Below are 21,560 nucleotides of genomic sequence, written 5' to 3'. Positions count from 1 at the left end.
CAGCTACCAAGTGGTAAGGCCACTTGACAGCCTGACCATGCTTCGATAGCGTTACACCCAAGTAACCGGTGGTGTCCAGACATTCAGCGGAGGCGGCCTATACTTGGCGCACGCCATGCCGATACGAACCGTCGAGAATCAACGCCTTTATCGCCAGATTGCCGATCAGCTCTCCGCCCTCATCGAATCGGGTGAGTTCGAACGAGGCAGCCGCCTGCCCTCCGAACGCGATTTGGCCGTCCAACTGGGCGTATCGCGCCCTTCGGTGCGCGAGGCGCTGATCGCGCTGGAGATCGAAGGAAAGGTCGAAGTCCGTGTCGGGGCCGGCATCTTCGTGGCCGCGCCGCGACCGGTGGCCGTGGTGGAGGACGCGGGCGAGGCGCCCGGCCCCTTCGAGCACCTGCGCGCGCGCTGGCTCCTCGAGGGCGAGATTGCCGCGGAGGCCGCGAAGAACGCGAGGCCCGAGGACTTGGAGCCCATTCGCGCCGCGGTGGCGGAGATGCAGGCCCTCATCCGCCGCTCCCGGGATACCGAGTCGGTGGATCGCGCCTTTCACCTGGGGATCGCGCGCGCCACGCACAACAGCGCCCTCTTGCCGGTGGTGCAGGATCTTTGGGACCGCGGGCGCGGCGTCATTTGGCAGCGCATGGAGCATCACTTTCGAACGCCCGAGCTGCGCACCGCCACCTTCCGCGATCACCGCGCCATCCTGGAGGCGCTGGAGGCCGCCGATTCGCGCGGCGCGCGCGCTGCGATGCGGCAGCATTTGGATCGCGTGGATCGCGAGTTCAGCCGCGGCTGGGATGCGCTCAAGAAGAGCGAATCCCTGGCCGCCGCCACGAGGTCCCGACGATGACATCCCCCGCGCTCCTCTCCGACGACCGCCTCTTCCCCCCGGACCCCACCGAGCGCGCCATCGCGCGCCGCCTCTACGCGCACGTGCGCGCGCTGCCCATCGTGAGCCCGCACGGCCACACCGATCCGGCCTGGTTCGCCGAGAACGAAGCGTTCCCCGATCCCGCGGCCCTGCTGATCGTGCCGGATCACTACGTCTTTCGGATGCTCTACAGCCAGGGTATCCCGCTCGAGTCGCTCGGCGTCCCCCGGCGCGACGGCAAACCGGTGGAGCGCGACGGGCGCAAAATCTGGCGCCTCTTCGCCGAGCATTGGCACCTCTTTCGCGGCACCCCCTCCCGCATGTGGCTCACCCACGCCTTGAGCGAGACGTTCGGCGTTCGCGAGCGGCTGACGGCGGGATCGGCCGATCGCATTTACGACCGCATCGACGGGTGCTTGCGGCAGCCCGAGTTTCGTCCGCGGGCGCTGTTCGAGCGGTTCAACATCGAGGTCCTGGCGACCACCGAGTCGCCGCTGGATCCGCTCGTTCACCACCGGAAGATCCGAAGCTCGGGGTGGTCTGGGAGGGTCATTACGGCGTTTCGCCCCGATCCGGTGGTCGACCCCGACTACGAGGGCTTTCGCGCCAATGTGGCGGCGCTGGGGGAGATCACGCGGGAAAACACCGCGACATGGTCCGGCTATTTGAAGGCGCTCGCCAACCGCCGTCAGTACTTTGCATCGCTCGGCGCCACCTCGACCGATCACGGGCACCCCACGGCCGCCACCTTCGATCACTCGCCGGGCGAGTGCGAGGCGCTGTTTCAGCGGGCCCTCGAGGGTCCCCTCGCCCCCGAGGACGCGGAGCGGTTCCGCGGCCAGATGCTCCTCGAGATGGCGCGCATGAGCGTCGACGACGGGCTGGTCATGCAGCTTCACCCCGGCGCATGCCGCGATCACAACCCGGAGATCTTTCGTGACTTCGGCAAGGACAAAGGGGCGGACATCCCCACGCGCACCGACTACGTGCGCGGGCTCAAGCCGCTGCTCGATCGCTTCGGCAACGATCGGCGGCTGACCCTCATTCTGTTTACGCTCGACGAGTCCACGTATGCGCGCGAGCTCGCGCCGCTGGCGGGGCACTATCCGGCGTTGAAGCTGGGGCCGGCGTGGTGGTTCTTCGATAGCCCCGAGGGTATGCGGCGCTACCGCGAGACGGTGACCGAGACGGCCGGCTTCTCCAATACCGCGGGCTTCAACGATGATACGCGGGCGTTTCTATCGATTCCTGCGCGGCACGACGTGGCCCGCCGGGTCGATTGCGGATTTTTGGCCAAATGGGTCGCCGATCATCGTTTGGACGAGGACGAGGCGGCGGAGCTGGCCGTCGATTTGGCCTACAACCTAGCGAGGCGCGCGTACAAGCTCGATGATTAAACTCCACCCGCGCGACGATGTGGTCATCGCCAAGGAGCCCTTGGCACGGGGCACCGTGATCGAGACGGACGACGGGCCGGTCCCGCTCGCCCATACGATTGGTGCGGGGCACAAGGTGGCCATCCGGGCGCGCGCCATCGGGGAGCCGGTGCATCGGTACGGACAAGTGATTGGCGTGTGCACGGCGCGGATCGAGCCGGGGGAGCATGTGCACGTTCACAATCTGCGCGCCGTGGGCGTGGGGGCCGCGGGAGGCGGTGAGATGGGGGGGCGGCGCTTCCCGTTGGCGGCTCCCCCCGAGCGCCAAAGAGGCGGCGCGGGGAGCTCCGGACCGTCCGCGGCGGAGGCGATGCGGTACTTCGAGGGGTATCTCCGGGCCGATGGGCGGGTGGGAACGCGCAACTACGTGGCGGTCTTCTCGACGGTCAATTGCTCGGCGTCGGTGAGCCACCTAATGCGCGACCGCTTTCGCGACGTGGCGCGCGATTATCCGAACGTCGATGGCGTGATTGCGCTCACCCACAAAGGCGGCTGCGGTCATGTGGCGGGCGGCGACGATCATGACACCCTGGAGCGCGTCTTCGCGGGGTACGCGCACCACCCGAACATCGCGGCGTACATCGTGATCGGGCTGGGGTGCGAGGTGGCGCAGGCGGGCCCCATGGTGGAGCGGCATCGCCTGTCGCTGTTGGCGACGAACCGCGCGCCCCCCATCATTGGCATTCAGTACGAAGGCGGTACGCGCAAGGCCATCGAGGCCGCGGTCGCCGCCGTATCGCGGCTCTTGCCCTTCGCCAATGAGGCGCGGCGCACCAAGCGGCCCGCCAGCGATTTGATCCTGGCGACCAACTGCGGGGGCTCCGATGGATACTCCGGCATCACCGCCAACCCGGCGCTGGGCGCGGCGGTCGACGAGCTGGTGCGCTTGGGCGGAACGGGCGTGCTGGCGGAGACGCCGGAGATCTTCGGGGCCGAGCACCTCCTCATGGCCCGCGCCACGAACGACGCCGTCGCCAGGAAGCTCGCGGAACGGGTCGATTGGTGGAGGACCTACCTCGCCGCGCACGGGGCCGACGTCACCAGCAACCCCTCGCCGGGAAACCTCGCGGGCGGCATCACCACCATCGCCGAGAAGTCGCTCGGCGGCATCGCCAAGGCCGGGACCACCGCGCTCACGGACGTGGTCGGGTACGCGGAGCCCATCACGGCGAAGGGGTTCGTGTACATGGACACGCCGGGCTACGATCCGGTGTCGGTCACCGGCCTGGTCGCGGGCGGCGCGAACCTGGTGTGCTTTACCACCGGGCGGGGCTCCGTCTTTGGCTGCAAGCCGGTGCCCTCGCTCAAGCTGGCGAGCAACTCGGCGCTCTACCGGCGCATGGAGGACGATATGGATATCGACTGCGGCGTCATCCTCGATGGAGCGTCGCCCCAAGACGTGGGGGAGCGCATCCTCGACGAGGTGCTGGCCGTCGCCTCGGGCAAGCCGACCAAGAGCGAGCAGCTCGGCCTGGGCGAGGCGGAGTTCGCGCCGTGGATGCGCGGGCCCACCCTATGACGATGGAGCGCCGATCGTGAGCGAGCCTGCGCTTCGAGGGCGGGGCTCCGCCAGCACCACCTTGCGCGATGCCGAGGTGGAGGACCTCCTCGCCGGCGCGCTCGCCGAGCGCCCGCTCGACGGCAAGCGCGTGCTCGTCATCGTGCCCGATGGCACGCGCACCGCGCCCGTTCCCCTGCTCTTTCGGATCCTCTGCGACCAGCTCGCGCCGCGGGTGCGCGAGCTCGGCTACTTGATCGCGCTCGGCACCCACCCGCCCATGCCGGAGCCGGCCATCGCGCGGCTGGTGGGCATGGGCGCCGAGGAGCGGGCGGCGCGCTACCCGGGGGTTCGGGTGCTCAACCATCGCTACGACGATGACGATGCGCTCCGAACCTTCGGCGTCATCTCGGAGTCCGAGACCCACACGCTCAGCGACGGCCTTTTGAGCCGCGCGATCCCCGTGCGCCTGAATCGTCTCGTCGCCGAGTACGACGTGGTGCTGCTCTGCGGCCCCGTCTTTCCGCACGAGGTGGCGGGCTTCTCCGGCGGGGCCAAGTACCTCTTTCCGGGGGTGGCCGGGCCCGAGATCATCGACTTTACGCACTGGCTGGGCGCGCTCTGCACCAGCATGGAGACCATCGGCGTGCGCGATACACCGGTGCGGCGGGTGATCCATCGCGCGGCCGATTTCGTCCCCTGCGAGGTGCTCTGCCTGACCATGGTGCTCGAGGGCGACCGGCTGCACGGCATGTGGCTCGGCGCCCACCAAGAGGCCTTTCGGGCGGCGGCGGAGCTCTCGCGGGAGCTGAACATCGTCCGCGTTCCGCGCCCGTTTCGCACCGTGCTGTCGATGCCGGCCGCGCGCTACGACGATCTCTGGACCGCCGCCAAGGCCGTCTACAAGACCGAGCCGATCCTGGCGGACGGCGGCGAGGTGATCGTGTACGCGCCTCATCTTCGAGAAGTGTCGTACACACACGGCGCCTGGATCGACCGTGTGGGCTACCACGTGCGCGACTACTTCGTTGCGCAGTGGGAGCGCTTTCGCGATTTGCCGTGGGCCATCTTGGCGCACAGCACCCACGTCCGCGGCGCCGGAACGTATGACGCAGCGCAAGAAGCCGAACATCCGCGCATTCGCGTCACCCTGGCGACCGGCATTTCCGAAGAGCGATGCCACCGCATCGGCCTCGGCTATTGCGACCCGCGCACCCTCGATGTGCAGGCCTTCGAAGGGCGCGAGGACGAGGGAGTCCTGGTGGTTCACCACGCTGGGGAAAAGCTTTATCGGCTCGCCACATAGAAAAGTTTCGTCCTCCGTCTTCTTCAATCCTTTTCAATCGTTCGAAAATCGGTATCGCCTGGGCATCCAAGGCGCGATATGGAGGAAAGACCATGCGCCAGATTGGATGCACCTCCCTATTCGCTATTTTCTTGGCGCTCGCAGGCTGCCAAGCGCACGACGCCACGGAGCCCGCAAAGGCCGCACCCGTTGCACCGGCCGCGTCGGGCCCGGCCCCCGTGGCCTCCGCCCCCGGAGCTGCCGCGCCAAAGCCGCCGGCCTTGCGCCTGCCCGAGTCGATCAAGCCCACGGCCTACGACGCCACCTTGACGGTGGTGCCCACGGAGGAGCGCTTCGACGGCCATATCACCATTGGCGTCGAGCTCATGGCGCCCTCGGATGTGGTGTGGCTCAATGCTTCGGGCATCGAGGTTCGCACGGCCACGGTGAACGGCGCGCCGGCCAAGGTGATCCCGGGCGGCGAGGACTTCGTGGGCATCCAGGTCGCGCAGCCGCTCGCCGCCGGAAAAGCCACCTTGGTGCTCGATTACTCGGGTGAGCTCTCGCGCAAGAACTCACACGGCCTCTTCAAGCAAAAAGAAGGCGACCAGTGGTACGTCTTCACCCACTTCGAATCGATGGATGCGCGCCGGGCGTTTCCGTGCTTCGACGAGCCCGGGTTCAAGACGCCTTGGAAGATCCGCCTCAAGGTCAAACGCGACCAGCAGGCGTTCGCCAATACGCCTTCCGTTTCGGAGAAGATCGAGGGCGATTACAAGATCGTTCAGTTCGCGGAGACCAAGCCGCTGCCGAGCTACCTCGTGGCCCTCGGCGTGGGCCCGTTCGACGTGGTCGACGCCGGCACCGCAGGAAAAAATCGCACCCCCATTCGCATCATCGTGCCGCATGGCCGAGCGGCCGAGGCGCGCTTTGCAAAGGAAGTATCCCCCCAGGTACTCAACGAGCTCGAGGCGTACTTCGGTATCCCCTACCCGTACGAAAAGCTCGACTGCATCGATGTGCCGATGGGGGGCGGGGCCATGGAGAACCCCGGGCTCATCACCTTCCACCAGAGGCTCATTCTCTCGCGCCCGGAGCGGGAGACCACGCGCTTTCGCCATGCCTACACCTCGGTGGCGACGCACGAGTTCGCGCACCAGTGGTTCGGGGACCTGGTGACCACCGCGTGGTGGGACGATATCTGGCTCAACGAAGCCTTCGCCACCTGGATGACCAGCCGCACCCTGGAGCGGTGGAAGCCCGAGTGGAACGAGGGCGCGAGCCGCGTCCTTCACACGGACCGGGCGATGCGCAACGACAGCTTGGTGAGCGCGCGCCGCATCCGCCAGCCGATCCTCGGCAAGGACGACGTCAAGAACGCGTTCGACGACATCACCTACCGCAAGGGCGCCGCCGTCATCCGCATGTTCGAGACATGGGCCAGCCCCGAGGTCTTTCGCGCAGGCGTCCAGCGCTACCTGGCCAAGTACGCGCACGGGACGGCCACCGCCGATCAATTCCTCTCCGCCGTGTTCGAGGGGAACCAAGCGCCGCTCATCGGCGCGTTCGGCTCGTTCCTGAATCAACCCGGCGTACCGCTGGTCACCGCCTCGTTGCGGTGCGACGCGGGGCAGCCGCCCAAGCTCGCCCTCTCGCAAGCGCGCTATCTGCCGCTCGGCTCCGAGGGCAGCACGGACGCCAGGTGGCAAATCCCCGTGTGCGCGCGCTACCCGGGCAAGAAAGGCGATGCGCTCGCGTGCACCTTGCTCACCGAGGCGAAGAGCGAGGTGGCGCTCCCCGAGGCCGCGTCGTGCCCGGCGTGGGTGGAGGCCAACGCCGACGCGCGCGGCTACTACCGCGTGCACTACGAGGGCGATCTGCTGCGCAAGCTCCTGGACAGCGGGTCCAAGAGCTTCTCCGCAGCGGAGAAGACGGCGCTGCTCTCCGATCTGTCGGCGCTGGTGCAAAACGGCAAGGTCTCGTACGCGGACGCGCTGGCGGTGGTGCCGAAGCTGGCGAACGATCCGTCGGGCGCGGTGGTGGCGGCCACGATCGAGCTGGTGTCGGGTCTGCGCGACACGGAGATGTTCCCGGCGGCGCTTCGGCCGAAGTACGCGCGCTTCATCCGCGACACGTACGGGCCCCGCGCGCGCAAGCTGGGCTTCGTGCCCCGCGCGGGCGAGAGCGACGACACGCGGCTGCTCCGTCAATCGCTGGTGTCGTTGGTGGCCGATCAAGGCGAGGATCGGGCGCTGGCGGCCGAGGCGAAGAAGCTCGCGCAGCGCTGGCTCGGCGAGCGCAAAGGGGTCGACGCGGACATGGTCGATGCGGTGCTGGGCATCGCCACGCGCACGGGCGATCGCGCGCTGTTCGACCAAACCTTGGCGGCGGCGCGCAAGGCCCAAGACCGGCACGAGCGCACGCAGATCCTGTACGCGCTGGGGCAGTTCCGCGATCCGGAGATCGTGCGGGCGAGCTTGCCGCTGCTCCTGTCGGAGGAGTTCGATCCGCGCGAGTCGTCGACCTTGCGCTGGGGCGCCCTGGCTGCCCCCGCCACCCGCCAGCTCGCCTACGACTTCGTGAAGCAAAACTTCGACGCGCTCGCCGCGCGCATCCCGCGCGACGACATCGCCCGCCTGGCGCAATCCGGCTCCGCCTTCTGCGACGAGGCGCACCGCGCCGATCTCGAGAGCTTCTTCCGCGACCGCGCCCCGCGCTACCTCGGCGGGCCGCGCATCCTGGCGCAGACCACGGAGGCCATCAAGCTGTGCGCCGCCTACCGCACCCGCCAGGCGCCCAACGTTCAGAGCTTCTTGCAGAAGCTTTAGGGGCCGGCGCCCGTCCGAGCGCGGGCGGACGCCATCCACGTCAGCGCGAGCGCCAAGGCGGCGCTCGCGGCGCCGAGGACGAAGGCGAACGAGAACCCCATGGCGCGGACCAAAACGCCCGCCAGGGGAACGAGCAAGCCGATGGATACGTCGAAGAACGCCACGTACCCGCCGAGGACGACCCCGCGACTCTCCGGGGGTGCGCGGCGTACGGCTTCCACGCCGAGCGAAGGGAACACGAGGGAGAAGCCGAAGCCCGTCAAGGTGGCGCCGAGCGCGGCCCACGACGGGGAGCTGGCGCGCCAGAGCACGAGCTGCCCGACGATCTCGATGCTCAAGAAGACGACGGCGGTGCGCGCGCCGCCAAAGCGATCCGGCAAGGTGGCAAAGAAGAGGCGCGCCAGGATGTACGCCGCCCCGAAGGCGCTCAGGGCAAAGGCCGCGTCGGGCCAGCCGTGGGCCTGGTAGTAGAGCGGCCCGAACGCGGAGAGCGCGCCGAACCCCAAGGTCGCGAAGGCGAGGCCGAGCCCCTGGCGCCAGATGATCCCGATGACCCGATGGAACGGCACGCGCACCGCGGCCGCGCGCGACGCATCGAGCTTGGGCGTGGCGAACACCGCCCCCAGCGCCACGATGGGCGCGACCACAGCGAGGAGCGCCGCACCGCCGAAGCCGTACGTTTTTCCGAGGAATGCGCCCAGCGGCGCGTTCACCGCGAACGCCCCGTACATGGAGATGCCGATCCACGCCATCGCGCGGCCGGCGCGCTCTTTCCCCACGAGGCCGATGCCCCACACGAGCACGCCCGTCATGGCCAGGCTCTCCCCGAGCCCGAGCACGAGGCGCCCCAGGATCAGCACGAGCAGGCTCACCGTGGGGGCGCCGGCCGCGAAGGGAACCGACGCCAGGTAGACGAGCCCCGCGAGCGAGGACGTCGCGGCGCCGGCGACCACGGCCCAGGCAGGACCGCGCCGATCGGTGAGGGTCCCCACCGTGTGCCGCGTGGCCAAGGTGGCGAGGGATTGAATGCCGATGACCACCGCGACCATCAAGGCGTCGAAGCCGAGCACGTCGTGGACCTGCCCCGGGAGGAGCGGTAGCGGGATGGCGATGGTCGAATAGCAGAGGAACAAGAACGCGCAGAGCGGAAGAAGCGCGCGCAAGAGCGAGCGCGGCGCGGCGGCCGGATCTCCGGCCGTCACCGCCATCGAAGGTGTCGTCATGGCGGTGAAAACCTAGGGTCCCGCCCCAAATGCGTCGAATGCATTTGGCTCATGTTAAAAGTGCACACCATGCAATTGGTGGACGCCAACCTCGTTTTGTCCCTCGACGCGTTGCTCCGGGAGGAGAGCGTCTTCGGCGCCGCGCGCCGGATGAATGTCAGCGCGCCGGCCATGAGCCGCACGCTCGCGCGCCTCCGCAAAGCGACGGGCGATGCGCTCTTCGTCCGCGCGGGCCACCGGATGCTCCCGACCCCCCGCGCCCTCGAGCTCCGCGAGCGGGTGAGGCTCGCAGCCGAAGAGGTCCGCAGCATCCTGCGCCCGAACGAGCGGCTCGACCTCGGGACGCTCGTTCGGATCTTCACCCTCCACGCGAACGACTACTCGGCGGTCCTCCTCGGGCGGTCGCTCGACGCGCTGGTGCGCGCGCAGGCACCGCACGTGACCTTGCGCATCGTCGCCGAAGGGCCCAACTACGTCCGGGAGGAGATGCTGCGCTCCGGAGAGATCGACCTCGACGTCGGCGTCCACACCAAGCTGCACGCCGATTTGCGGGTGCAGACCGTGTACCACGACCGCATGGTGGCCGTCGTCCGCGAAGGGCACCCCCTGGCCAGCAAGCGCCTCACGCCCCGTCGCTTTGCGACCGGCGCCGGGCACGTCGCCATCTCGCGCCGCGGGCTCACCACGGGCCCCATCGATGCGCGCTTGAAGGAGCTCGGCCTCACGCGAACGGTGCAGCTCGTGGTCCCGGCCTTCCTCGCGGGCGCGTGGGTCGCCGCCGAGAGCGACTACATCGTCCCGGTCCCGTGGGTGCTCGCCAAGCACGTCGCCCCCATCTTGAAGCTGCGCATCCTCGAGATCCCGCTGGTGCTCGATCCCGTGAACATCGCGCAAGCCTGGCACCCCCGATTCGACGGCGATCCGGCGCACGCCTGGCTGCGCAAGACGGTGCGAAGGGCCCTGCGCGATCGAGGATGAGCGGGCTACACGACGTGCTCCACGTAGCGGCGCGCGACCGTGGCCACGACGTCGTCGCCCGGCGTTGCCCAGAGCGCGGCGTTGAAGATCTCGACCTCCGTGTCGCCGCGGTAGCCCGCGGCCATGACCGCGGCGCGGAGCGCTCGAAGGTCGATGACGCCGTCGCCCATCATGCCGCGGGCGAGCAAGAGGTCGGAGGGCACGGGCACGAGCCAGTCGCAGACCTGAAACGAGGCGATGCGAGCGCCCGCGCGCGCGACGTGGGCGGCGAGCTCCGGATCCCACCAGACGTGGAACGCGTCGATCACGACGCCCACGTGCGCCGCGGGGAACGACTCGGCCATGTCGAGGGCTTGCGCCAAGGTCGAGAGCACCGCGCGATCGGCGCAGTACATCGGGTGGAGCGGCTCGAGCGCCAAGCGGACACCCGCGGCGGCCGCGTAAGGCACGAGCTCGGCCAGGGCGGCCGAGACGCGGCGGCGGGCGGCGACGAGATCGCGGCTCTCGGGCGGAAGGCCGCCCACCACGAGCACCAGGCAAGGCGCGCCCAGCGCGGCGGCTTCGTCGATCGCGCGGCGGTTGTCGGCCATCGCATCGGCGCGTTGCGCGGCCTCCTGCGCCGTGAAGAAGCCGCCCCGGCACAAAGACGAGACGCGCAAGCCCGCGTCGCGCACATGCTTGGCGGTGGCGGCAACGCCGTGCGCTTGCAACGGCTCGCGCCATACGCCGATGGCGGGGATTCCGGCGCGCGCGCAGCCTTCGATGGCCTCGGGCATCGTCCAGTGGCGCGTCGTCCATTGGTTCAGCGAGAGGTCGGCGATGCGCGGATCGCCTGGCGATGGCGTCGCGATGGATGCGGGGCGGCCGCTCGGTGCATCGTGCATGGGGCGCGTCGGGTGCATGGGGTGCGTCGGGTGCATGGGGTGCGTCGGGTGCATGGGGTGCGTCGGGTGCATGACGCTCACGCGGGCACCCCGCACGTCGCCAGAAAGGCGCGCATGCGATGGGCGGCCAGCGCGGGATCGGGCAAGAGGCCCGCTGCGTCGGCCAGGCGGAAGACGGACGCGAGGTGCAGCGCCGAGCGCGCGCGCTCTGCACCGTGGAGCATGACGAAGGCGTCTTGGCGGCCGGAGAGCCACGCGAGAAACACGAGCCCCGTCTTGTAGTGGTACGTCGGCGCCTCGAAGATGCGGCGCGCGAGCGGCACCGTGGGCCCGAAGGCGGCCGCGTAACCTTCGGCGTCGCCCGCATCGAGCGCCGCCAAGGCCGCGGCGGCGGCCGGCGCGATCGCATCGAAGATGCCCAAGAGCGCATCGCTGTGGCCCGCCTCGTCGCCGCGGATCAAGTCGGGGTAGTGAAAGTCGTCGCCCGTGTAGAGCCGCACACCGGCCGGCAAACGACCTCGGAGCGCCACCTCGTGCTCGCGGTCGAGCAGCGACACCTTGACGCCATCGACCTTGGGCGCATGGTCGCGAACCAGCGCCAGAAACGACTCGGTGGCGCGGCCGCGATCGCGCGAGCCCCAGTAGCCCGCGAGCGCCGGATCGAACATGTCCCCCAGCCAGTGCAGGATCACCGGGCGCCGCGCCTGCCGCAGGAGCTCCCCGTACACCGCGTGGTAGTCGTCCGGCCCTCGGGCGAGCCGCGCCAGCTGCCGGCTCGCCATCAGGATCACGCGGGCGCCCGCCTCCTCCACCACCGCGACTTGTTCGATGTACGCACGGAGGACGGCGCCGCGATCCGCGAGATCCGCGGCGGCTTGGTCCGTCCCCGCCCCGCACGCCAGGAGCTCGTACGGATCGCCCAGGGCGCGCGCCTCCGCGGTGCTGCGCCGGATCAAATCGCGCGCCTGGGGCCACCCGAGGCCCATGTTGCGCTGGGCGGTGTCCATCGCCTCGGCGACGCGCAATCCATACGACCAAAGGTGGCGCCGGAACGCCGAGGTCGCATCCCAGTCGATGGCCGCCGGCGCGCCCGGCGCGTTGTCGCCCCGGGGATCGGCCACCACATGGGCGGCCGCGTAGGCGATCCGCGCGCGCGCCGGGCGCGATGGAACGGGCCACTCCACGGGCTCGCGCAGCACGTAGCGCTCGCGCGCGCCGTCCTCCGCCGGGAGGTTCAGCGCGAGGGCCATCGGCCGCTGTCCCATCCGAGCGAAGGCCGGGTCGGGGGGGATTCGTTGGGCACCTCGATGCGCCGCCCCTCGGCCGACGCGCGCAGGGCCAGCTCCGCGAGCGCCACCCCGCGCGCGCCGGCGAACAGATCGAAGGCATACGGCGCGTCCTCGACCACGTGCCGCACGAAGAGCTCCCACTGCGCCTTGAACGCGTTGTCGAACTCCGCGTTGTCCGGCACCTCTTGCCAGCCCTCGCGAAATTTCTCGGCCGCCGGCACATCGGGGTTCCACACGGGCCGCGGCGTGGTCGCGCGGTGCTGCACCCGGCAGCTGCGCAGCCCGGCCACCGCGCTCCCCTCGGTGCCGTCGACCTGCAGCTCCAGGAGCTCGTCGCGGTGCACGCGCACGCACCACGACGAGTTGATCTGCGCGATGGCGCCCCCGCCCAGCTCGAAGATGGCATACGCCGCGTCGTGCGCCGTGGCATCGTACGGGCGGCCCTGCTCGTCCCAGCGGTGCGGGATATGGGTCACCGCCTTGGCCATGACCGCCCGCACCGGCCCGAAGAGGTGCTCGAGCACGTAGCACCAATGGCAGAACATGTCGGACACGATCCCGCCGCCCTCGGCCGCCCGGTAATTCCAACTAGGGCGCTGCGCCGATTGCCAATCACCTTCGAATACCCAATAGCCGAACTCGCCGCGCAGGCTGAGCACGCGCCCGAAAAAGCCCCCGTCCACCAGCCGCTTCAGCTTGATGAGCCCCGGCAGGAAAAGCTTATCGTGCACCACCCCGCTCTTCACCCCGGCGTCCCGCGCGAGCCGCGCGAGCGCCATCGCCCCCGCCGCCGTATCGGCCGACGGCTTCTCCGTGTAGATGTGCATCCCCGCCGCGATGGCCGCGCGGATCGAGGCTTCGCGCGCCGGCGTGACCTGGCCATCGAAGTAAATCGCACCGCGCGAGGCGGCGAGGGCTTCGCTCGGATCCGTCGTCCAGCGCTCGATGCCGTGGCGCTCGGCCATCGCGCGCAGCTTGCGTGCGTCGCGGCCGATGAGCACGGGCTCGAGCCGAACGCGCGAACCATCGGCGAGCTGCACCCCGCCTTGGTCGCGGATGGCCAGCACCGAACGCACCAGGTGTTGCCGGTAGCCCATCCGGCCGGTGACTCCATTCATCAAAACGCGCAGGACCGCAGTGGACATCGCATTTCCCTTTCGATTTCCCGGAAAACGCTTTCCGGTTCAAAACGTATTCGGCGAAGGATTGCAGGTCAAGCGCAGCCCTTTTCGAGCATGCTTGACAGTTCTATCGCAATGACAGTACTGGGTAAACGCTTACCTATATCGCGTGCCCAAAGGCATGCTCGACCCAGTCAGGAGGAAGCCAATGAGCTCCACGCGATGGAACGGAAGGCTCTACGTCGGCGGCGAATGGCGCCCCGCGAGCTCCCATCAAACGCTCGCCTCCTACGAAAAGGCGACGCAGCGCGAGCTCGGCCAGCAGGCCCTCGCGACCGATCGCGATCTCGCCGCGGCGGTGTCCTTCGCAAATGGTGCACAACGAAAATGGGCGGCCGCCGCATACGACGTGCGCGCCGCCGTGCTGCGCCGGGTGGCGCGGCTGCTCGAGGAGCGCACCTCGGAGTTCGCCGATTGGATCGTGCGCGAGACGGGCTCGATCCGCGGCAAAGCGCACCATGAAATCCACGCGAGCCTCCATGAGCTCCAGGAGGCCGCGGCGCTCTGCAGCGCGCCGCGCGCGGAGGTCTTGCCCTCGCGCAACACGGGCAAGTTGAGCATCGTGGAGCGGGTGCCGGTGGGGTTGGTGGGGATCATCACGCCGTGGAACTTCCCGCTCCTGCTCGCGCTCCGCGCGGTCGCGCCGGCGGTGGCGCTCGGAAACGCGGTGCTCCTCAAGCCCGCGGAGCTCACGCCCATCACCGGCGGTTATCTGCTGGCCGAGCTCTTCGAGGACGCGGGGCTGCCCGCGGGCGTGCTGCAGGTGCTGCCGGGCCTGGGCGAGGAGATCGGCGACGCGCTCGTTCGTCACCCGGACGTGCCGATGATCCACTTCACCGGCTCGAACGACGTGGGGCAGCGGATCGGCAGCGTAGCCGGCGGGCTCCTCAAGAAGATCGCGCTGGAGCTCGGAGGCAACAACGCCTTCGTGGTGCTCGACGACGCCGACGTCGATCTTGCCAGCGCCGTGGGCGCGTGGTCGTCGTTTCACTATCAGGGGCAGACGTGCATCACCGCCGGACGGCATATCGTGATGCGCGCGGTGGCCGAACCTTACACCGCGGCGCTGGTGGCGCGCACGCGGGCGATCGCGGTGGGCGATCCCTCCTCCTCGGACAAGGTGGGGCTCGGGCCGATGATCAACGAGGTGCAGCGCGATCGCGCGCTGAAGCTGGTGGCCGAGTCGGTGGTGCAAGGCGCGACCATCGCCGAGGGCGGGACGTACGATGGCCTCTTCGTGCGGCCCACCGTGCTCACGGGGGTCACCCCCACCATGCCGATCTACACCGAGGAGGTGTTCGGTCCGGTGGCGCCCGTCGTGGTGGTGGACACGGAGGCGGAGGCGCTCGCGCTCACCAACGGCACCCGCTACGGGCTCACCAACGCGGTCTTCACGGGCGACGTCATGCGCGGCTTGGCGTTCGCCGAGCAGGTCCGCTCGGGCATGGTGCACGTCAACGACGCGACCTGCCTCGACGAGGCGCACGTGCCCTTCGGCGGCACCGGCGCCTCCGGCATGGGCGGCCGCTCGGGCGGCGCCGCCAATCTGGACGAGTTCACGGAGCGAAGGTGGATTGGCGTGCAGCGCACGCCGGTCGCATATCCCTATTGATCGGCATCGATGCGCATGAATTTGCGTTGATTTGCATTGATTGCCAATGAACGAATGACGATTCGATCGTGAGGACGATGCCTACGAACCAAGAGCGCGCCGACATTTGCATCATTGGGGCCGGCCCCGCGGGCGCCGTGGCCGCGACCCGCCTCGCCGAGGAGGGGTTTCGGGTGGTGGTGCTCGAGCAAGGGGACTGGCCCGACTACCGCAAAGCGCGCGGGGCGCACGCCGACTTCGAGATCAACGCCGGCGCGGACTGGGGGTGGAACCCCAATACGCGAAAGCTCCCCGCCGATTATCCGATCAACGGCACCGAGTCGGACATCGACGTGGTGCAGTACAACGCCGTGGGCGGGGGCACCGTCATCTTCGCGGCGCAGTGGCACCGCAACCTCCCCTCGGATTTTTGCGTGCGCACCCTCGACGGCGTGGCCGACGATTGGCCCATCGCCTACGAGGATCTGCGCCCGTACTACGAGCGCGTCGAGCGCGCCTTCGGCATCTCCGGGCTCGCCGGCGATCCGGCCTTTCCGCCGGGCGAGGGCCCGCCGCTGCCCCCCGTTCCCATGGGCCGCATCGGCCGCAGGGTCGCGGCCGCGCACAACGCGCTGGGGTGGCACTGGTGGCCCGGCTCGAACGCCATCGCCACCCGCCCCTACGGCGCGCTCAAGCCGTGCGTGCAGCGCGGGACGTGCCTCTGGGGCTGCGCCGACGGCGCCAAGGGCAGCGCGGATCGCACGCACTGGCCGCGCGCGGTGGAGCTGGGGGTGCGCTTGATCACGGGCGCGCGGGTGCGGCAGATCGCGGTCGACGCGCGCGGCCTCGCCGACGGCGCGGTGTGGATCGATCGCGAGGGGCGCGAGCACATCACCCGGGCGGACGTGATCATCCTGGCGGCCAACGGCATCGGCACGCCGCGCCTCTTGCTGCTCTCGGCCACCCGCGGCCACGGCGAGGGCCTCGCCAATGCGTCGGGCATGGTGGGGCGGCGGCTGATGCTCCACCCCTTCGGCGTGGTGACCGGCTTGTTCTCGGAGAACATGCAGAGCACCCAAGGGCCGTGGGGGCAGCACATCTACACCTTGCAGTTCTACGAGACCGACGCGCGCCGCGGCTTCGTGCGCGGCGCCAAGTGGGGATTGCAGCCCACCGGCGGTCCCGTCAGCGCCACCCGCGATTGGCCATGGGGGCACGCCAACCCCGTGTGGGGTCCGAGCTTTCACGAAAACGTGCGCGCGCGGCTCGGGCACTCGGCCATGTGGGGCATCGTGGCCGAAGATCTGCCCGAGGAGTCGAACCGGGTGGTGCTCGACCCGACCTTGACCGACACGGATGGCATCCCCGCCCCGAAGATTCTGTACCGCGTGAGCGAGAACTCGACCCGCTTGATGGACTTTCACGTGGCGCGCGCCCGCGAATCGCTGGAGGCCGCGGGCGCCTACAAAACGTTCGTGGCCCCGCAGATCCGGGAGACCGGCTGGCACCAGCTCGGCACCGCCCGAATGGGGATGGACCGAACCACGTCGGTGGTCGATCCCTGGGGCCGCGCCCACGACGTACCCAATCTGTACATCATGGATGGCAGCATCTGGCCGACCTCCTCGGGCATGAACCCGACGGCCACCATCTGCGCGCTGGCGCTGCGCTGCACGGAGCATATGATCTCGGAACGTCGCACACAAAGGGTGCCCGCATGATGCCGCTCGTCCCGCTCGTCCCGCCGGCTTCACCGACTTCACCAGCTTCGCCGACCTCGCCGGCTTCGGCGACTGTGCCGACCGCGCCGGCTTCCGCTGGCCCGCTCGATCGCACAGCGTACGCGTGGCTCGATCGCAGCGCGCGCGCATGGCTCGAGGCGCTCGCCGACGCCTTGATCCCGGCAGACGGCGAGATGCCCGCCGCCAGCGCCACCGACATCGCCGGCGCAGGGGTCGATGCCGTGCTCGCGGCGCGGCCCGATCTCGCGCCGCCGCTGCGGGAGGCGCTCGCGTGCTCGGCGGCCATCGACCACCCGGCCCGCGCAGCTCAATGGTTGCGTGAGCAACATCCGCTCGCCTTCGCGGCGCTGGCCGAGATCGTCGCCGGCGCGTATTTCTTGCACCCGGAGATCCAGCGCCGGATTGGCTTTTACGGGCGGGCGGCCATCCCGGTCGAGAGCGCGCCGGTCCAGGCCGACTTGCTCGCGCCGGTGATGCACCGCGGCTCCATTTGCCGGCAGGATCCGCGGGGCGCCCGCTAGCGAACCATGAACGCGCTCGGCGGTGAACGAGCGCCGGCGCGCGAGCGGCTCACCCCCGATCAGCGCCACGCCTTCACCGCGGCCCTTCTGGGCTGGGCGATGGATTCGTTCGACTATTTTCTGGTGGTGTTGGTCTACGCCGACATCGGCGAGGAGCTCAGGGTCTCCTTGCCGACGATGGCGTTTCTCACCACCGTGACCTTGGCCATGCGCCCGGTGGGCGCCTTTCTCTTCGGGCTCTGGGCCGATCGCGTGGGGCGCCGCATCCCGCTCATGGTCGATGTCGCCTTCTACTCCGTGGTGGGGTTTCTCTGCGCCTTTGCGCCGAACTACACGGTGCTGCTGGTGCTGCGGTTGCTCTATGGCATCGGCATGGGGGGCGAGTGGGGCCTGGGCGCGGCGCTGGCGATGGAGAAAATTCCCGCCTCGCGGCGCGGGTTCTTCTCGGGGGTGCTGCAGCAGGGCTATTCGATGGGCTATCTGCTGGCCTCCCTCGCCTTCTTGCTGCTGCACACGCTCTTGCATTTGAACTGGCGGTGGCTATTTGGCTTGAGCATCTTTCCGGCGCTCATCAGCCTCCTGATCCGCGCCAAGGTGAGCGAGTCGGAGGCGTGGGCGAGCACCCGCGACGAGCTGCGCGCGACCAACACGCCCCTGCGCGAGGTGATCTTCGACCGCGCCGTCCTGCGAAGGTTCGTCTATCTGGTGGCGCTGATGACCCTCTTCGCCTGGATGAGTCACGGCACCCAAGACGTGTACCCCACGTTCCTGCGGGCCACGACGCAGTCGGGCGCGGGGCTCTCGGCCAGCACCGCCACGTGGATCGCGGTGGTCTACAACATCGGCGCGATGATCGGCGGGTTCGTCTTCGGCGGGCTCTCGGAGCATCTCGGGCGGCGACGGACCATCGTGCTCTGCGCCTCGCTGGCGCTCCCCATCGTGCCGTTGTTCGCGTACTCCACGAGAGCGGGCCTGCTCGGCCTCGGGGCGTTTCTCATGCAAATTGCCGTGCAGGGCGCGTGGGGCGTGGTTCCCGCGCACCTCACCGAAATGTCGCCCGACGCCATTCGCGGCTTCTACCCCGGGGTGACGTACCAGCTCGGCAACTGCATCGCGGCGTTCAATCTGCCCCTTCAGGAGTACGTGGCGCGCGAGCACGGGTATCCCTTTGCGCTCTCCGTGACCGTGGTGCCGGCGCTGGTGCTGCTCGCCGTGTTGGCCGCCGCGGGGAAAGAGGCGAAGGGGATTGCCTTTGGCGCGGGGGGATGAGCGGCGGGTACGGCCCTGCGCACGAGCCGATCTCCGCCCGAACGCGCGCCCATTGCGACGTGCGACATCGCGTGTTGCAGCGGCGCAGCAAGGCGGGTGAGACGAAGGTGCGGGATCGGCGCGCTTCCTGAGGTTCGCGTGCGGCACGCCACGTGCTGAATACGGCATGCAACGCGCGGAACGTGCGGAATGTGCGGAGCGTGCGGAACGAGGTGAGCGCGATGACGGCATCGAAGAGTGCGACCGGCACGGGGAGGATTGAAACGGACTCCGTGGCCGCGCGGGCTGGGCGCGACGGCGCCGCCGGCCGCGCGACGGCGCACGAGCCGCTGTCGTTCTTGGATCGCGTCTTTCCAAGCGCCGGGGAGGCGATTTGGTTGCCGGGCCAAAAGCTTTGCATCGCCAACGCCGACGCGGCGCGTGCCATCTTGGCCAACGCCGAGGGCGCGTACGAAGAGCACTCGGACTTCTTTCGAACGCGCCGCGGAACGTTCGGGCCGCGCGCGGCGCAAGTCGCCATCGGGGGGTCGGCGCGGGCGCTGCTCACCGCGCATCGAACGGCGCACGCAGGGCGGCTCGGCGATGCCGTGCGCATGCTCGCACCGGTGAGCGAATGGCCGGATGCCGGCAATCGCCTCGTCTACGCGCACCTGGCGGAGGCGCTGCTTTCGCCTGCGCGCTCGGGCTCGCGTTCGCGTTGGAGCTCGCGCGGGCGTTCGAATGCGCCCGCGCGTTCGAGCTCACCCCCCTCGCCCCTGCGACGAACCCTCGACGACGTGGTGGCGCGCGCCGTTCTCGCCGGGGCGCGCGAGCGGCAATCGCGGCTCGGGCGCGCGGTGCTCCGGTTTCGCGTGGCGATGGAGCTCGGGCGCGCCCTCGAAGAGAGCCGCAAGGGCACCGGAGAGCCGGCCGATTTGCTCGACGTCGTCGCGCGCGGCGCGCCGCCGGATGCGGCCATTTCGGATTTGGTCGAGGTGTACCTCTCGTTCGTCTTCGCCATCGCCGGCTCGGTGGGGTTCACCCTCGGCTGGTCGGTGTACCTGCTCGGCACGCACCCCGACGTGCGCGCCGAGCCGGCATGGATCGTTCGCGAGGCGCTGCGACTCTGGCCGGTGGCGTGGATGTTGGCGCGCCGCCCCGCACGAACGCACGACGTGCTGGGCGTTCGGGTCACGCCGAAGGATTACGTCGTCGTCTGCCCCTACCTCGTGCACCGCAATCCAAAATATTGGGACGAGCCCCGACGATTTCGGCCCCAACGCTGGGCGTCGCCCGAGACCAAGCGCGCCTTCATGCCGTTTGGATTCGGGCCCCACGCCTGCGCGGCAGGGTCGCTATCCATGCAGTTGGTCGAGGACATTCTGCGGATCCTCGCGGGCGACTATGCGCTCACCGCGGAGACGATCGACCCTCGGCCGCACATCGGCCCGGCCCTCGCCCCGCCGCGCTTCGCGCTCCACCTTCGACGAAGGTCGGGGCCGCGATGAAACGAGGAGCACATCGCTCCCGTCGAAAGGAGGTGAACTCGGAATGATACGCAAAATCGCCCATGCCACCCTGGCAGCCCTCAACGTGCGGTACCGCGCGGGCGGCTACGGAGGCATCCACAACTTCTGGTACCTGTACCACCACATTTAGCAACCCGCGGCGGGCGGGCCCGGCTCGCCCGCCGCCTTTTCTTTCGCGAGGCCCCATGACGAGCTCGCACGAACGAATGGATACGACGGTGCGCGATCTGCGGGATCGGAGCCACGCCGAAGGCGGCCTTTTCTGGACGCCGCGAGGCGAGCTCGCCGTCTTCGATCCCTCCGCCGCCCAGACGGCCAACACCACCAACTTTCGCGATCTGACCTTGCCCGATCGCCTCGTCGATCTCGTGCGCGGACGAAGGAGCCCCCGCGTATCGTGGCGAGACGTTCGCGCCGCGTGGTATCCGCAGCTGCGGCGACTCTCCGAGCCCCCCAGCATCGCCCAGCTCGCCCAGCGCATGGAGGCGCTCCTGGACGCGCGCCTCGGCCGCGAGCTCGATCTCGTCTGGGCCGCGCAGGAGGTGGCCACGTACGCGCTGCTCCCCACCGTGATCGCCGGGCTCTCCCGCGATGAACGAGCCCGCGTCCAGCGCGATCAGGCCATGAAATTGGAGCGGCTGCTCGCGCTGCGGGCCGAGCCCGAGTCCGCGTGGCGATCCATGCAGCGCGTCCTCGTGCAGGTCCGCGCGGGCCGGATCGTGCGGCGCGAGCTCGCCCGACGCGCCCGCGGCAAGAGCCCGCGGCAGCTCGATTTGACCGATCCGATGGTGGACATGCTCCCTGTGCTGGGCATGGACCGCGCGGCCTACGCCATCACCACCGTGCTCACCGCCGTGTCGGGTCCGCCGGGTGCCGTGGCCGCGTGCCTCCTGCACGCGATCGCGCACCACCCAACGTGGGCCGCGCGACTCCAGGCGGAGCTCGCTCCCTTGGCGCCCTCCGCGTTTTATGCCGCGCCCGCGCGCACCGCGCCCGTCACCCATCGGTTCGTCAAAGAGGCGCTGCGCATGTGGAGCGCGCCGGCGATCCTCACGCGCGTCGCCCGGGCGCCCATCGATGTGGGCGCCTTTCACCTCGAGCCCGGGCAGGCCTTTCAAGTGAGCCCGTACATCGTTCACCGCGATCCCAAGCACTGGAACGATCCCGACACCTTCGATCCCGACCGCTGGTCGAACGAGGCCGACCACGCGGGCCGCTACGTGCCCTTCGGGTGGTCCCCCACCGCGTGCATCGGCGCGCAGCTCGGGACCATCCAGCTCGCCCTCTTCGCGTACCTCGCGACCACCCGATACCGCATCGAGCTCGCGAGCGAGGCCGCGTCGACCATCGTCCCCTCCGCCGTGCCGCTCCCAATCGACTTCCGCGGCACCATCGCGCGCCGCGCGATGTGACGGCGGCGTGAACACAACTTGTTGGCACGCCCGGAGCG

At 69.5% G+C, this 21,560-nt stretch carries 16 protein-coding genes; 12 read left to right on the top strand and 4 right to left on the bottom strand.

All coding sequences use genetic code 11. The annotated features are described in order from the left end of the window. Window positions 1-115 precede the first annotated feature (115 nt). The 5 genes from LZC94_17115 to LZC94_17095 all read left to right on the top strand — a co-directional run bounded on the left by LZC94_17115 (window position 116) and on the right by LZC94_17095 (window position 7,924). Window positions 116-856, top strand: coding sequence for a FadR family transcriptional regulator (locus LZC94_17115; protein ID WXB18944.1), 741 nt, complete (start codon window positions 116-118; stop codon window positions 854-856). Then, a complete protein-coding gene (gene uxaC / locus LZC94_17110) occupies window positions 853-2,274 on the top strand; it encodes a glucuronate isomerase (GenBank protein ID WXB18943.1) in 1,422 nt (473 codons plus the stop codon). The genes LZC94_17115 and uxaC overlap by 4 nt, the downstream gene beginning before the upstream one ends. Then, on the top strand, window positions 2,267-3,832 hold the full coding sequence (locus LZC94_17105; protein WXB18942.1) for an altronate dehydratase family protein: 1,566 nt from the start codon (window positions 2,267-2,269) through the stop codon (window positions 3,830-3,832). The genes uxaC and LZC94_17105 overlap by 8 nt, the downstream gene beginning before the upstream one ends. Window positions 3,833-3,848: 16 nt before the next feature. Beyond that, window positions 3,849-5,117, top strand: a complete 1,269-nt coding sequence (locus LZC94_17100; GenBank protein ID WXB18941.1) for a lactate racemase domain-containing protein — start codon at window positions 3,849-3,851, stop codon at window positions 5,115-5,117. A gap of 92 nt (window positions 5,118-5,209) precedes the next feature. Continuing rightward, on the top strand, window positions 5,210-7,924 hold the full coding sequence (locus tag LZC94_17095) for a M1 family metallopeptidase (GenBank protein ID WXB18940.1): 2,715 nt from the start codon (window positions 5,210-5,212) through the stop codon (window positions 7,922-7,924). Here the strand turns inward: LZC94_17095 and LZC94_17090 are convergent. Next, a complete protein-coding gene (locus LZC94_17090; protein ID WXB18939.1) occupies window positions 7,921-9,147 on the bottom strand; it encodes an MFS transporter in 1,227 nt (408 codons plus the stop codon). The genes LZC94_17095 and LZC94_17090 overlap by 4 nt on opposite strands. Window positions 9,148-9,216: 69 nt before the next feature. Between LZC94_17090 and LZC94_17085 the strand changes: the two genes are divergently transcribed. Further along, on the top strand, window positions 9,217-10,125 hold the full coding sequence (locus LZC94_17085; protein ID WXB18938.1) for a LysR family transcriptional regulator: 909 nt from the start codon (window positions 9,217-9,219) through the stop codon (window positions 10,123-10,125). A 5-nt stretch (window positions 10,126-10,130) separates the two neighbouring features. Here the strand turns inward: LZC94_17085 and LZC94_17080 are convergent, their stop codons facing one another. From LZC94_17080 to LZC94_17070, 3 genes are read right to left on the bottom strand one after another with little or no spacing between them, the layout of a single operon-like run. Continuing rightward, a complete protein-coding gene (locus LZC94_17080; GenBank protein WXB18937.1) occupies window positions 10,131-11,081 on the bottom strand; it encodes a TIM barrel protein in 951 nt (316 codons plus the stop codon). Between the two features lie 5 nt (window positions 11,082-11,086). Then, the gene (locus tag LZC94_17075; GenBank protein WXB18936.1) at window positions 11,087-12,259 is read right to left on the bottom strand and encodes a dihydrodipicolinate synthase family protein; all 1,173 of its coding nucleotides are present in this window, start codon (window positions 12,257-12,259) and stop codon (window positions 11,087-11,089) included. Beyond that, window positions 12,244-13,443 carry a Gfo/Idh/MocA family oxidoreductase gene (locus LZC94_17070; GenBank protein WXB18935.1) on the bottom strand — a complete coding sequence of 400 codons (1,200 nt, stop codon included), beginning with the start codon at window positions 13,441-13,443 and terminating at the stop codon, window positions 12,244-12,246. Before LZC94_17070 ends, LZC94_17075 begins: the two co-directional genes overlap by 16 nt. A 184-nt stretch (window positions 13,444-13,627) precedes the next feature. On the opposite strand from LZC94_17070, the gene LZC94_17065 reads away from it, so the two are divergent. From LZC94_17065 to LZC94_17040, 6 genes are all read left to right on the top strand, one after another. Then, entirely contained in the window at window positions 13,628-15,091 is a 1,464-nt protein-coding gene (locus LZC94_17065) for an aldehyde dehydrogenase family protein (GenBank protein WXB18934.1), read from the top strand. A 77-nt stretch (window positions 15,092-15,168) separates the two neighbouring features. Then, a complete protein-coding gene (locus tag LZC94_17060; protein WXB18933.1) occupies window positions 15,169-16,791 on the top strand; it encodes a GMC family oxidoreductase in 1,623 nt (540 codons plus the stop codon). Further along, window positions 16,788-17,333: a hypothetical protein gene (locus LZC94_17055; GenBank protein ID WXB18932.1), complete on the top strand. Its 546-nt coding sequence runs from the start codon at window positions 16,788-16,790 to the stop codon at window positions 17,331-17,333. The genes LZC94_17060 and LZC94_17055 overlap by 4 nt, the downstream gene beginning before the upstream one ends. 6 nt (window positions 17,334-17,339) lie before the next feature. Continuing rightward, window positions 17,340-18,602 (top strand): MFS transporter, encoded by a 1,263-nt coding sequence (locus tag LZC94_17050; GenBank protein WXB18931.1) that lies wholly within the window; start codon window positions 17,340-17,342, stop codon window positions 18,600-18,602. A 221-nt stretch (window positions 18,603-18,823) separates the two neighbouring features. Beyond that, entirely contained in the window at window positions 18,824-20,089 is a 1,266-nt protein-coding gene (locus LZC94_17045; protein ID WXB18930.1) for a cytochrome P450, read from the top strand. Window positions 20,090-20,295: 206 nt separating this feature from the next. Further along, window positions 20,296-21,522, top strand: coding sequence for a cytochrome P450 (locus tag LZC94_17040; GenBank protein ID WXB18929.1), 1,227 nt, complete (start codon window positions 20,296-20,298; stop codon window positions 21,520-21,522). The last annotated feature ends 38 nt before the right edge of the window (window positions 21,523-21,560 follow it).

Source organism: Sorangiineae bacterium MSr11954, from assembly GCA_037157815.1.
Taxonomy (GTDB): domain Bacteria; phylum Myxococcota_A; class Polyangia; order Polyangiales; family Polyangiaceae; genus Pendulispora; species Pendulispora albinea.
This window is presented reverse-complemented; position numbering and strand designations above follow the sequence as displayed.